Origin of the sequence: Pseudomonas sp. 2822-17 (assembly GCF_002742485.1) — a bacterium.
Classification (GTDB): domain Bacteria; phylum Pseudomonadota; class Gammaproteobacteria; order Pseudomonadales; family Pseudomonadaceae; genus Aquipseudomonas; species Aquipseudomonas cyclaminis.
In genome coordinates, this window is sequence record NZ_LJRZ01000300.1 from 356,119 (window position 1) to 368,550 (window position 12,432).

10 protein-coding genes are annotated in these 12,432 nt (G+C 61.6%); all 10 read right to left on the bottom strand.

Annotated features, from left to right (window positions below; genetic code table 11):
• Nucleotides 1-5: 5 nt before the first annotated feature.
• The 10 genes from AOA60_RS07180 to hutC all read right to left on the bottom strand — a co-directional run bounded on the left by AOA60_RS07180 (nucleotide 6) and on the right by hutC (nucleotide 12,343).
• On the bottom strand, nucleotides 6-1,415 hold the full coding sequence (locus tag AOA60_RS07180) for an amino acid permease (RefSeq protein WP_099583843.1): 1,410 nt from the start codon (nucleotides 1,413-1,415) through the stop codon (nucleotides 6-8).
• 109 nt (nucleotides 1,416-1,524) lie between these two features.
• Entirely contained in the window at nucleotides 1,525-3,057 is a 1,533-nt protein-coding gene (gene hutH / locus AOA60_RS07185) for a histidine ammonia-lyase (protein WP_099583844.1), read from the bottom strand.
• A 41-nt stretch (nucleotides 3,058-3,098) separates the two neighbouring features.
• Entirely contained in the window at nucleotides 3,099-4,607 is a 1,509-nt protein-coding gene (gene hutH, locus AOA60_RS07190; RefSeq protein WP_099583845.1) for a histidine ammonia-lyase, read from the bottom strand.
• Nucleotides 4,608-4,743: 136 nt separating this feature from the next.
• The gene (locus AOA60_RS07195) at nucleotides 4,744-5,568 is read right to left on the bottom strand and encodes a glycine betaine/L-proline ABC transporter ATP-binding protein (RefSeq protein WP_016972280.1); all 825 of its coding nucleotides are present in this window, start codon (nucleotides 5,566-5,568) and stop codon (nucleotides 4,744-4,746) included.
• Nucleotides 5,565-6,416: a proline/glycine betaine ABC transporter permease gene (locus AOA60_RS07200; RefSeq protein ID WP_053140441.1), complete on the bottom strand. Its 852-nt coding sequence runs from the start codon at nucleotides 6,414-6,416 to the stop codon at nucleotides 5,565-5,567. The genes AOA60_RS07195 and AOA60_RS07200 overlap by 4 nt, the downstream gene beginning before the upstream one ends.
• A gap of 71 nt (nucleotides 6,417-6,487) precedes the next feature.
• Nucleotides 6,488-7,453, bottom strand: a complete 966-nt coding sequence (locus AOA60_RS07205) for an ABC transporter substrate-binding protein (protein ID WP_099583847.1) — start codon at nucleotides 7,451-7,453, stop codon at nucleotides 6,488-6,490.
• 68 nt (nucleotides 7,454-7,521) lie between these two features.
• Nucleotides 7,522-8,967: a cytosine permease gene (locus tag AOA60_RS07210; RefSeq protein ID WP_099583849.1), complete on the bottom strand. Its 1,446-nt coding sequence runs from the start codon at nucleotides 8,965-8,967 to the stop codon at nucleotides 7,522-7,524.
• 80 nt (nucleotides 8,968-9,047) lie between these two features.
• On the bottom strand, nucleotides 9,048-10,733 hold the full coding sequence (gene hutU / locus AOA60_RS07215) for a urocanate hydratase (protein ID WP_256592805.1): 1,686 nt from the start codon (nucleotides 10,731-10,733) through the stop codon (nucleotides 9,048-9,050).
• A 342-nt stretch (nucleotides 10,734-11,075) separates the two neighbouring features.
• Entirely contained in the window at nucleotides 11,076-11,636 is a 561-nt protein-coding gene (locus tag AOA60_RS07220; protein ID WP_099583852.1) for a HutD family protein, read from the bottom strand.
• On the bottom strand, nucleotides 11,633-12,343 hold the full coding sequence (gene hutC / locus AOA60_RS07225) for a histidine utilization repressor (RefSeq protein WP_244653868.1): 711 nt from the start codon (nucleotides 12,341-12,343) through the stop codon (nucleotides 11,633-11,635). Before hutC ends, AOA60_RS07220 begins: the two co-directional genes overlap by 4 nt.
• Nucleotides 12,344-12,432 lie beyond the last annotated feature (89 nt).

Genomic DNA, 12,432 nt, shown 5'->3' on the forward strand with positions numbered 1-12,432 from the left:
CTAAGTTATCGATGAGACACAGCCGGGTCGTAATGGACCTTGGCCGCTTGCCCGGCGGCGGGCTTGACCCACAGCAGGTAGGCAACGACCAGCAGCACGATCCACACGGCGCCGACCAGCAAGGCTGCCTGGGTGTCCGGGAAGTAACCCAGCACACCAAATACAAACAGCATGAAGACGATGGCCGCCGCTGGCGCATAGGGCCAGAACGGCACCGGGAATTTCAGCTCGGCGACCTGTTCTTTGGTCATCGAGCGACGCATCGCGACCTGGGTGAACAGAATCATCAGCCATACCCACACCGTAGCGAAGGTGGCAATCGAGGCAATCACCAGGAACACGTTTTCCGGGATCAGGTAGTTGAGCAGCACGCCGCCGAGCAGCGCTGCGCCCATCACCACCACGGTCATCCACGGCACGCCCTGCCTGGACAGCTGGGCAAACCCCTTTGGCGCCTGCCCTTGTTGAGCCAGGCCGTACATCATGCGCCCGGCGCCGAAGATGTCACTGTTTATCGCCGAAACTGCCGCCGAGATCACCACAATGTTAAGGATGGTCGCCGCCGAGCCGATGCCCAGGTTGCTGAAGATCTGCACGAACGGGCTGCCCTGGCTGCCGATCTGCGGCCATGGGTAGATGGCCATCAGCACAAACAGGGTCAGCACGTAGAACAGCAGGATGCGCAGCGGCACAGCGTTGATCGCCTTGGGGATCACGCGCTGCGGATCTTTGGCCTCACCGGCGGTGATGCCGATGATTTCGATACCGCCGAACGCGAACATCACCACCGCGAACGAGGCGATCAGGCCACCGACGCCGTTGGGCATAAAGCCGCCGTGGGCCCAAAGATTGCTAAGCCCGCTGGCCTGGGTCTCGCCTGCCGAGTGGATGCCGAACAGCATGATGCCGAAACCGCCGAGGATCATCGCCACAATGGCGCCAACCTTGAGCAGCGACAGCCAGAACTCCATCTCGCCAAACACTTTGACGTTGCATAGGTTCAGGCCGCCGATCAAAAACACGATGCCAAGCACCCAGACCCAGCGCGCCACCTCGGGAAACCAGAAGCCCATATAAATGCCGAACGCGGTGACGTCGGCAAGGCAGACGATGATCATTTCAAACGCGTAGGTCCAGCCGAGGATAAACCCGGCCATTGGGCCCAGGTAGGTGCTGGCGTACTGGCCGAAAGAGCCGGACACCGGATTGTGCACGGCCATTTCACCGAGGGCGCGCATCACCATGAAGACCGCGGCGCCGCCAATCAGGTAGGCCAGCAGCACGGCGGGGCCGGCCATCTGGATGGCTGACGCGGAGCCGTAGAACAGCCCGGTGCCGATGGCCGACCCCAGTGCCATGAAGCGAATATGTCGGGCGCTGAGGCCGCGTTTCAAACCCTTTTCTTGCTGGTGCATTTCTCGTCCTTAATTATTTTTATCCTGAGAAAATTAAAATCCGCGCTCGGGACAACTGCTTTTTTGGGGTGAGCGGGTTGGCCCGCTCACCACAGAGAGCGAGTGTCGCTTACAGGCTCGGCAACAACTTCGCCGGCACCAGCTCATTCAGACAGCGGCTGGCGAGCAGTTCGCTGGCGGCGATGATGTCCGGGGCGAAGAAACGGTCCTTGTCGTAGAACGCCACTTTGGCGCGCAGAATATCCCGCGCTTTTTCCAGCTTTGGCGAGGTCTTCAGGCCTTCGCGCAGGTCCAGGCCCTGGCACGCGGCCAGCCACTCGACGGCGAGGATGCCACGGGTGTTCTCGGCCATTTCCCAGAGGCGCTTGCCCGCAGCGGGGGCCATGGACACGTGGTCTTCCTGGTTGGCGGACGTCGGGATGCTGTCGACGCTATGGGGATGGGCCAGCGCCTTGTTTTCGCTGGCGAGCGCAGCGGCCGTCACCTGGGCGATCATGAAGCCGGAGTTCACGCCGCCATTGCCCACCAAAAACGGCGGCAGTTGCGACATGTGCTTATCCATCATCAACGAGATACGGCGCTCACTGAGCGAGCCGATTTCGGCGATGGCCAACGCCATGTTGTCGGCGGCCATGGCGACCGGTTCGGCATGGAAGTTACCGCCGGAAATCACATCGCCTTCAGCCGCGAACACCAGCGGGTTGTCCGACACGGCGTTGGCTTCGACCACCAACACGTCGGCGGCCTGGCGGAACTGGGTCAGGCACGCGCCCATCACTTGTGGCTGGCAGCGCAGGGAATAGGGGTCTTGCACCTTGTCGCAGTTCTGGTGCGACTGGGACACCTGGCTACTGTCGCCGAGCAGGTCGCGGTAAGCGGCAGCCGAATCAATCTGCCCGCGTTGACCGCGAGCGGCGTGAATGCGGGCGTCGAACGGCGAGCGCGAGCCCAGCACCGCCTCTACAGTCAGGCCGCCACAGGCCAGGGCGCCGGCGAACAGATCTTCACCTTCGAACAGGCCGCGCAGGGCATAAGCGGTGGACACCTGGGTACCGTTGAGCAACGCCAGGCCTTCTTTGGCGGCGAGGGTCAGCGGCGTGAGGCCGGCAACTTTCAGCGCTTCGGTGGCTTCCAGCCATTCGCCTTTGTAGCGCGCCTTGCCTTCGCCCAGCAGCACCAGGGACATATGGGCCAGCGGCGCCAAGTCACCGGACGCACCGACCGAGCCTTTCAACGGAATATGCGGATAAACCTCGGCGTTGATCAGCGCGATCAGCGCGTCGATCACTTGCCGACGAATCCCGGAGAACCCACGGCTCAGGCTGTTGACCTTGAGCACCATGACCAGCCGCACCAGCGCATCGCTGATCGGCTCACCGACGCCGGCGGCGTGTGACAGCACCAGCGAACGCTGGAGGTTTTCCAGGTCTTCGCTGGCGATGCGGGTCGAGGCCAGCAGGCCGAAACCGGTGTTGATGCCATAGGCGGTGCGGTTCTCGGCGAGAATCTGCTCCACGCAGGCCACACTGGCTTCGATCTGGGCCGAGGCACTGTCATCCAGACTGAGCGTCACCGGCTGCTGGTAGATGGCCCGCAGTTGGGCAAGGCTCAGTTGGCCTGGAATCAGATTTAGCGCAGTCACGTTCGTACTCCTTGTAAATTATTTTTCGAATAAATAGGTGTTCAGTGCAAATTGGGTAACACGGTGTCTTTGAGCAGCTTGGCGGCGGCTTCGATGTCCGGTGCCAGCCAGCGGTCCTGCTCGTAAGCCGGAACCACTTCACGCAGCAATCGCCAGGCGCGGTTGGTGCCTGCGCCGAAACGCTGGCCCTTCAGGAATTCAAATGCCTGGGCCGCCAACAAGTATTCGATGGCGAGGATCTGGGTAACGTTGGCCAACAGTTGATGCAGCTTGAGCGCGGCGTTGGTGCCCATACTCAAGTGGTCTTCCTGCAGGCCCGAGGTGACAAAGTTGTCGAGCACCGCCGGCTGCGCCAGTTGACGGTTTTGCCCACACAGCGATGCGGCGACGTATTGCACGATCATCATCCCGGAGTTGACGCCTGGGTTGCTCACCAGGAAGGCCGGCAAGCCACTGACGTGGGGGTTGATCAAACGGTCCAGGCGGCGCTCGGCCACCGAGCCGATCTCGGCCATGGCGATGGCGAGCAGGTCAGCGGCCAAGGCGACGGACTGGCCGTGCGGGTTGGCCTGGGATACCACGCGGTAGCTGTCCGGCGTGCCGAGCAGCAACGGGTTGTCAGTGGCGCTGTTGAGCTCGGTCTCGATCTGGCGGGTGGCGTGCTCCATTTGGTCCCGCGCCGCGCCGTGGATCTGCGGGATCGAGCGGATGCTCAGGGCGTCCTGGGTGCGAATGCCTTTGCTGCTGGCGATCACTTCACTGCCGTCGAGCAACGCACGCAGGTTGAGGCCAACGCGCTGCATGCCGGGGTGCGGCTTGAGGGCGATGATTTCTTCATCGAAGGCGTCGATCTGACCGCGCTGGGCTTCGAAACTCATGGCACCGATCACATCGGCCCATTGCAGCAGGTGATGGGCATCAGCCAGGGCCAGGCAGCTCAGGCCGGTCATGCACGGCGTGCCGTTGACCAGGCACAGGCCGTCTTTGGCGCCGAGCACTACGGGTTGCAAGCCTTCAGCCTGCAAGGCGGCTTGTGCGGTCACGATCTGGCCGCGATACCTCACTGTGCCGACACCCAACAACGTCACGCCGATATGAGCCATATGGGTCAGGTAACCCACCGAACCCTGGGACGGCACTTGCGGCGTAATGCCGTGATTGAGCAGCGCGAGCAACGCCTGCACTACCTGCGGGTGCAGGCCGGACTTGCCGTGGCTGTAGTTGATGATGGCCGCGCAGATGATTGCGCGGGTCTGCTCATCGCTGAGCACCGGGCCGACACCGCAGGCGTGGCTCAGCAGGGTATTGCGCGACAGTTGGCTGAGTTGCTCGCCCGCAAGCGACACATTGCACAGCGCGCCCAGGCCGGTGTTCACGCCATAGGCGCGTTCGCCGCTGGTAACGATGCGCTGCACGATGGCCTGGGCATTGTCGATCCGTGCCCAGGCCTGGCCGGAGAGTTCGAGGACGGCGCCGTGGCGGGCGACGGCGACGACGTCCTGCCAGTGCAGGAGGGTGTCGGCGATGGTGATTTTTGTTGCCTGGGACATCTTCATACCTTCTTTAATGCTTGTGCAGCCTTACCGGCCCTATCGGGGGCAAGCCCCCTCCCACGTTTGGAATGCGATCCCCTGTGGGAGGGGGCTTGCCCCCGATAGGGCCAGCAGCCTCACCACCAAACCCGGATCAGACCACCGCCGCGCGCCGCTGAACAAACCGGTCCACATACTCATCCGCCGGCGAATGCAGGATTTCCCGAGGCGTGCCGACCTGGATCAGCTTGCCGTCCTTGAGGATCGCAATGCGGTTGCCGATGCGCACGGCCTCATCGAGGTCGTGGGTGATGAACACGATGGTTTTGTGCAGGGTCTTTTGCAGCTCCAGCAACTGGTCCTGCATCTCGGCACGGATCAGCGGGTCGAGGGCGCTGAAGGCTTCGTCCATCAGGATGATGTCGGTGTCGGCCGCCAAGGCGCGGGCCAGGCCCACACGTTGGCGCATACCGCCGGAGAGCTGGTGCGGGTATTTGTTTTCGTAGCCCTTGAGGCCCACGGTTTCGATCCAGTGCAGCGCACGTTCGGCGCACACCTGCTTGGTTTCGCCACGCACCTTGAGGCCGTAGGCGACGTTGTCGAGCACGCTTTTGTGGGGCAGCAGGCCGAAGCTCTGGAACACCATGCTGATCTTGTGCCGACGGAATTGACGCAGGGCGTCCATGTCCAGTTGCAGGATGTCTTCGCCGTCCACCAGGATCGCGCCGCTGGTGGGGTCGATCAGGCGGTTGAAGTGGCGCACCAGAGTCGACTTGCCGGAGCCCGACAGGCCCATGATCACGAAGATCTCACCGGTGCCGATGCTCAGCGACAGGTCGTTCACGCCGACCACGCAACCGGTCTCGGCCAGCACCTGGTCCTTGGTCTTGCCCTGCCCGACCATCGCCAGCGCGTCTTTGGAGCGGGCGCCGAAGATCTTGAAGACGTTTTTGACTTCGATTTTGCTGACAGTCGTCATTTGCTCGCCTCATGCCGTGGACGGCCATAGGCCTGGGTAATGCGGTCGATGACCACTGCAAGAATCACAATCGCCAGGCCCGCTTCAAGGCCACGGCCAACGTTGAGGGTCTGGATGCCGACCAGCACGTCTTCGCCCAAGCCACGGGCGCCGATCATCGAGGCAATCACCACCATCGACAACGCCATCATCGTGGTCTGGTTGATACCGGCCATGATGCTCGGCAGCGCCAACGGCAATTGCACACCAAACAGTTGCTGCCAGCGGTTGGCGCCGAAGGCGTTGATGGCTTCCATGACTTCGCCGTCAACCTGGCGAATGCCCAAGTCAGTCAGGCGAATCAGCGGCGGCGCGGCGTAGATCACTGTGGCGAAAATCGCCGGCACCTTGCCCAGGCCGAACAGCATCAGCACCGGGATCAGGTACACGAAGCTGGGCATGGTTTGCATGATGTCGAGCAGCGGCATCAACACCGAACGCAGGCGATTGCTGCGTGCCGAGAGGATGCCCAACGGAATGCCGATCAGCACCGAGATCACCGTGGCAACCATCATCAAGGCCAGGGTCTGCATCAGCTTGTCCCACAGGCCAACCGCGCCCACCAGGAACAGCAAACCGACGATTACCGCCGTGGTCACTACCTTGCGCGTGGCGTGCCAGGCGACCGCGCCGACGATCGCCAGCATCAGCCACCAGGGTGCTGCGCGCAGCAGGCCTTCGAGGTTGACGATGGCCCACAGCAGCGTGTCGGAAATCTGCCGGAACACATCACCGTAGTTGGTGACCAGTGAATCCACCCAACCGTTGACCCAGTCGGCAATGGAAAACGTAAAACTCTCAGGAAACATAGCGTGCTCTCGATCCAATGGGTTGTGGCCAGTCGCCCGGCCACCCCTGAGGGTAGCCGTGCACACTTGACCTACAAGGCCGCGTCGATTTTCTTGGCTGCGTCTTCGCTTACCCAGGCGTGCCAGACTTCAGGATGTTCCTTGAGGAAGATCTTCGCCAGTTTCGGCGACTCAATGCGTTCCTTGGCCATGCGCCCCAGGTTCTGGTTCAGCAGGTCGATGGGCAGGTTGACCTTTTCCAGCACAGCCACCAGTTCCGGGGCTTGTTCGTGGAAGGTCTTGGACAAGCCGACCTTGATGCTCACGCTTTTATCCACACCGGGTTTTTCTTCGAGCTTGACCAGGTCGACCTGGCCCATCAGCGGCGTCGGCGACCAGTAGTAGAACAGGATCGGCTCACCGCGCTTATAGCTCGACAGCACCGCCGCATCCAGCGCCGGGCCGGTGCCTGGGCGGAAGTTGGTGTAGGTGCTTTCCAGGCCGTAGCTTTTGAGCATTTCGCTGTTGTCCAGCTCACAGGTCCAGCCGGCCGGGCAGTTGTAGAAGCGGCCTTTGGACGGCTCTTCCTGGTCCTTAAACACCGAAGTGTACTTGGCCAGGTCGGCGATGTGCTTGAGGTCCGGCGCCTTGGCTTCCAGCTTGCGCTTGGCGTCGCCTTCGATCACATATCGCGGCACGTACCAACCCTCGATGGCACCCACCACAGGCGCGCCGACGCCGACGACTTTGCCGGCCTTCTCGGCCTTGTTCCAGACTTCGCTGCGGCCGACCCATTCTTCGGCAAACACTTGGATGTCGTTGCTGCTCAGGGCGTTTTCCATGGTGATGGAGTTGCCTGGCAGGCTGTCGGTTTTGCAGTCGTAGCCTTTTTCCAGGACGGTTTGCAGGATGTCGGTGAGCAACATGCCGCTTTCCCAGTTCAGGCCTGCGAATTTCACCGGTTTACCCGACTCACACCAACCGGCCGCCTGGGCGCCAGCGCTGGCCAACAAGCCTGCAGAGAACAACGTGGTCAGCAGGGTCTTATGCATTTTCATTGTGTGACGCTCCCAATCATGAAATGGATTACGGCAGTCAAAAGGCGTCCTGCCTTGTCCACGTCCCATCAGGCCTGTGCAGCCAGCCCGGTTGTTGTTGGTGTAGCGCCCTGCTCTACCGGCAGGATCAATTGATCGGGCACCGTGCCGTGCCATTTTTTCGCACACAGGTAATACAGCGCGGCGGGCAGTACCAGGCCGATGATCCAGGAAATATCCACACCCCCAAGGGCGCTCACCAGCGGGCCGGTGTAGAACTTGGTGGCGATAAATGGCATCTGCACCAGCACACCGAAGACATAGACGCTGATACCCAGTGGGTTCCAGCGCCCGTAGCGACCCTTTGGATCAGCCAGTGCTGGCACGTCATAGCGCTCGCGCGTGATGCAGTAGTAATCCACCAGGTTGATCGCGCTCCAGGGCGTAAAGAACGCCAGCAGGAACAGAATGAAAGACTTGAACGCACCGAGGAACGAATGCTGGCCGAGCAACGCGATCAGGGTCGCCGTACCGACGATGGCCACCACGAACACCAGACGCTGCAGACGCGTAACCTCCAGGCGACCGCGAAAGCCGCTGATGATAGTCGCGATGCACATGAAGCTGCCGTAGGAGTTCAGCGTGGAGATGGTGACCTTGCCGAACGCGATGCTGAAATACAGCAACGCAGCGGTAGCGCCACTGCCGCCCAGGCCGACGATGTACGCCACCTCGTGACCGGCGAATTGCCCGTTGGCCATGGCCGCGGCAAACACGCCGAGAATCATCGCCACCTGTGCGCCAATCACTGAACCTGCGCCGGCGGCAAGGAAGGTTTTCACCGAAGACGTGCTGCTCGGCAGATAGCGCGAGTAGTCCGCCACGTAAGGCCCGAATGCGATCTGCCAGGAGGCGGCGAGGGATACCGCGAGCAAGAAACTGCTCCAGCTGAAATGGCGGATTTGCAGCAACGCACCAATGTCAGCCTGGCCCATCAGGCGACTGAACAGGTAAACGAAGGCAATCACACCAATGACGCTGGCGACGCGCCCGATGAAGTGGATCACCCGATAACCCAGCACCGTGACCAGCACGATGACACTGGCGAAAAGCAGGATGCCGATGCTGTCGCTGACCCCGAACAACTGGCCCAGCGCCTGACCGGACAGAACGGTGCCGGTTGCGGTGAAACCCAGGTACATCAGGCACACCAACACGATCGGAATGGCCGCGCCATACACACCAAACTGCACGCGGCTGGAGATCATCTGCGGCAGGCCCAGTTTGGGCCCTTGCGCCGCATGCAACGCCATGACGCCACCGCCGATCAGTTGACCAATCAACAGACCGATCAACGACCAGAACACATCACCGCCCAGCACCACGGCCAAGGCCCCGGTAACGATGGCCGTGATTTGCAGGTTGGCACCCAGCCACAGGGTGAACTGGCTCAAGAGACGACCGTGTCTTTCCGCTTCCGGGATGTAGTCGATCGAACGTTTCTCGATCAACGGGGTGGTGTCGTTTGCAGCCATGTCGATTCAACCTCTGATGGATTGTTTTGGTGTGCAATACCGTTCAAATGTGGGAGGGGCTTGCCCCCTCCCACATGGGGTTATTTGATCATCGGGAGATTGAGGCCCTGCTCCTTGGCGCAGTCGATGGCGATCTGGTAACCGGCGTCTGCGTGACGCATCACGCCGGTGGCCGGGTCGTTGTGCAGCACGCGGGCAATCCGCTCGGCGGCTTCGTCGGTGCCGTCGCAGACGATCACCATGCCCGAATGCTGGGAGAAGCCCATGCCGACGCCACCACCGTGGTGCAGCGAGACCCAGGTCGCACCGCTGGCGGTGTTGAGCAAGGCATTGAGCAGCGGCCAGTCGGACACGGCGTCGGAACCGTCCTGCATGGATTCGGTTTCGCGGTTGGGACTTGCCACCGAGCCGGAGTCAAGGTGGTCACGGCCGATTACCACCGGCGCCGACAGCTCGCCGCGGCGCACCATTTCGTTGAAGGCCAGGCCGAGCTTGGCGCGCTGGCCCAGGCCGACCCAGCAGATACGCGCCGGCAGGCCCTGGAAGCTGATGCGTTCGCGGGCCATGTCCAGCCAGTTGTGCAGATGGGCGTCGTCCGGGATCAGCTCTTTGACCTTGGCGTCGGTCTTGTAGATGTCTTGCGGGTCGCCCGACAGCGCAGCCCAGCGGAACGGGCCGATGCCACGGCAGAACAGCGGGCGGATGTACGCCGGTACGAAACCTGGGAAGTCGAACGCGTTTTCCACGCCTTCTTCCTGGGCCATCTGGCGGATGTTGTTGCCGTAGTCGAAGGTCGGGATGCCTTGCTTCTGGAACTCCAGCATGGCTTTGACGTGGGCGGCCATCGACTGCTTGGCGGCCTTGATCACGGCAGCCGGCTCGGTCTTGGCGCGGGCGCGGTATTCGTCCCAGGTCCAGCCGGCGGGCAGGTAACCGTTGAGCGGGTCGTGGGCGCTGGTCTGGTCGGTGACCATGTCCGGGCGCACGCCGCGCTTGACCAGTTCAGGCAGGATTTCTGCCGCGTTACCCAGCAGGGCGATGGAAATCGCTTTGCCTTCCTGGGTGTACTTGGCGATACGGGCCAGGGCGTCGTCGAGGTCAGTGGCTTGCTCGTCGACATAACGGCTGGCCAGACGGAAATCGATGCTGACCTGCTGGCACTCGATGTTCAGCGAGCACGCGCCGGCCAGTGTTGCGGCCAGCGGCTGTGCGCCGCCCATGCCGCCGAGGCCGGCAGTCAGGACCCAACGGCCCTTGAGGTTACTGTCGTAATGTTGGCGACCGGCTTCGACGAAGGTTTCGTAGGTTCCTTGGACGATGCCCTGGCTGCCGATGTAGATCCAGCTGCCGGCGGTCATCTGGCCGTACATGGCCAGGCCCTTGGCATCCAGTTCGTTGAAGTGTTCCCAACTGGCCCAGTGCGGCACCAGGTTGGAGTTGGCGATCAACACACGCGGGGCGTTGCTGTGGGTTTTGAACACGCCGACCGGCTTGCCGGATTGCACCAGCAGCGTTTCGTCGTCGTTCAGGTTCGTGAGGCTCTCGACGATCTGGTCGTAGCACTCCCAGTTACGCGCAGCACGGCCAATACCGCCGTATACCACCAGTTCTTTCGGGTTCTCGGCCACTTGCGGGTCGAGGTTGTTCATCAGCATGCGCAGCGGCGCTTCGGTCAGCCAGCTTTTGGCGGTGAGCGTGTTACCGCGGGCGGCGCGGATTTCGACGTCACGGTATTTTGTAGGCCTAGTTTTCGAAAAATCGGTCACTGCTGGACTCCTCGGCATGGTGCGCGGACAGTGATGGTGCGAAGGAGAGTCTTACGCACACATCTTTACTTGTATGTACAAGCATATGCAATCGAGCGGCCAACTTGACGGGAGAGGTGTTGAGATTTTTTTAAAAAGCGCGTGCAAGCCTTGGAAATTAAGGCTTCGGGGCGTGTTGAAATTTCTTGCAGGGGGCTTTGGCAGCGAGTGCGGTTTGTCACGAGAGCATGGTTTTGCGCCACGCTGGGGCATTCGGTAACAAATTGGTGCGAGGGTTGGAAACAGATTTATGAGCGACACAAAAACAAATGTGGGAGGGGGCTTGCCCCCCTCCCATACTTTCTAACCGCGTGCGGTCAGTTCAATGATGCAACTGCGGCCACTGACCGAGATATCCAAAAGCCCAGTGTTACCGTCCACCTGCAGACAATCATGATGCCCGAGCTTCTCGCCCAGCACCCTCACCTCATCGGCAACACTGAACACCAACACCGTCTGCGCCGAACTGAAAAACCGCTGCACACCATCCACCCACTGCAGGCGGGCGTGGTAACGCTCCGGCGAATAGATCAGGTTGAAATCGCGAATCGGCCCGGTGATCAATCGGCACGACACCTGGCTGTCACCCTTGAACGCGAACGGTTGCAGCGGTAACAGGCCGCGCTGCTCTTCACCGTCCACCGTCAACACCATGCCCGCGCCCTTGATCACGGTGATCACGCGCTGGTAGCCGGCGAAGGTCGAGAAGCCACCGGACTCGGCGATATCGGCAATCGACAGGCGCCAGCCGAAGCCATCCAGGCCGTCGCCGGCATCACGGGTGATTTCTTCGGTGCTGCCACCGCCGTTTTTCCACGGCATGCGGACGTAATCGGCGGCGCGCCAGACGGTGACTGCACTCATTTGCTGAATCGTCCTTCGAGGCTGTGACGGGAACCGGGGTGAATCAACCGTGCGGCAGTCACCGGCTGGCGACCGGACCAGGTACGGCGGCGAATCAACAAGCAAGGTTCATTGGGTTCGATCTGCAACAGCTGGCATTCGGCAGCGTCAGCCAGGATCGCTTCAACCACGTGCTCGCCCTCGGTCAGCGGTGCGACCTGGTTGAGGTAGGCGTAGGGCGTTTGCTGGGTGAAATCCTGTTGCAGGTATTCCGGCGCGACCAGGGCGTTGACGAAACGGTCCTCGATTTGCACGGGAATGTCGTTCTCGAAATGCACGATCAACGAGTGAAACACGCGCCCGCCTTCACGCATTTCCAGGGCGACGGCGCGCTCGGAACCGGCGGCCTCTTCGCCCAGGTGGATGACTTGGCAAGTGTGTCGATGACCGCGGGAGGCGATCTCATCGGCAATGTTGTGCACTTCAAACAGCGCCGACTGGCTCTTGGGCTCGGCGACGAAGGTGCCGACGCCCTGCATGCGCACCAGCAAACCTTCTGCAGTCAGCTCGCGCAGGGCGCGGTTGATGGTCATGCGGCTGAAGCCCAGTTGGCTGACCAGTTCGCTCTCCGACGGCACGCGGTAATGGGGTGGCCAGTTGCCGTTGAGGATCTGCTGGCTGATCATCTGTTTGACGCGGGCATACAAGGGCGCCGGACTTTCGTCCATGTGGGCAGCCAGCGAAGACTTGGCGGGCGGAGTCGGCACAGGGAATCCTTGCAGGGGGAAAAGATGCATAGATTGCCGGAGTTTACCGA

What these genes read in the sequence shown, in the direction of transcription:
- AOA60_RS07210 (WP_099583849.1), bottom strand. Translation starts at nt 8,967, where the DNA reads ATGGCTGCAAACGACACCACCCCGTTGATCGAGAAACGTTCGATCGAC.
- AOA60_RS07220 (WP_099583852.1), bottom strand. Translation starts at nt 11,636, where the DNA reads ATGAGTGCAGTCACCGTCTGGCGCGCCGCCGATTACGTCCGCATGCCG.
- AOA60_RS07200 (WP_053140441.1), bottom strand. Translation starts at nt 6,416, where the DNA reads ATGTTTCCTGAGAGTTTTACGTTTTCCATTGCCGACTGGGTCAACGGT.
- hutC (WP_244653868.1), bottom strand. Translation starts at nt 12,343, where the DNA reads ATGGACGAAAGTCCGGCGCCCTTGTATGCCCGCGTCAAACAGATGATC.
- AOA60_RS07180 (WP_099583843.1), bottom strand. Translation starts at nt 1,415, where the DNA reads ATGCACCAGCAAGAAAAGGGTTTGAAACGCGGCCTCAGCGCCCGACAT.
- hutH (WP_099583845.1), bottom strand. Translation starts at nt 4,607, where the DNA reads ATGTCCCAGGCAACAAAAATCACCATCGCCGACACCCTCCTGCACTGG.
- AOA60_RS07195 (WP_016972280.1), bottom strand. Translation starts at nt 5,568, where the DNA reads ATGACGACTGTCAGCAAAATCGAAGTCAAAAACGTCTTCAAGATCTTC.
- AOA60_RS07205 (WP_099583847.1), bottom strand. Translation starts at nt 7,453, where the DNA reads ATGAAAATGCATAAGACCCTGCTGACCACGTTGTTCTCTGCAGGCTTG.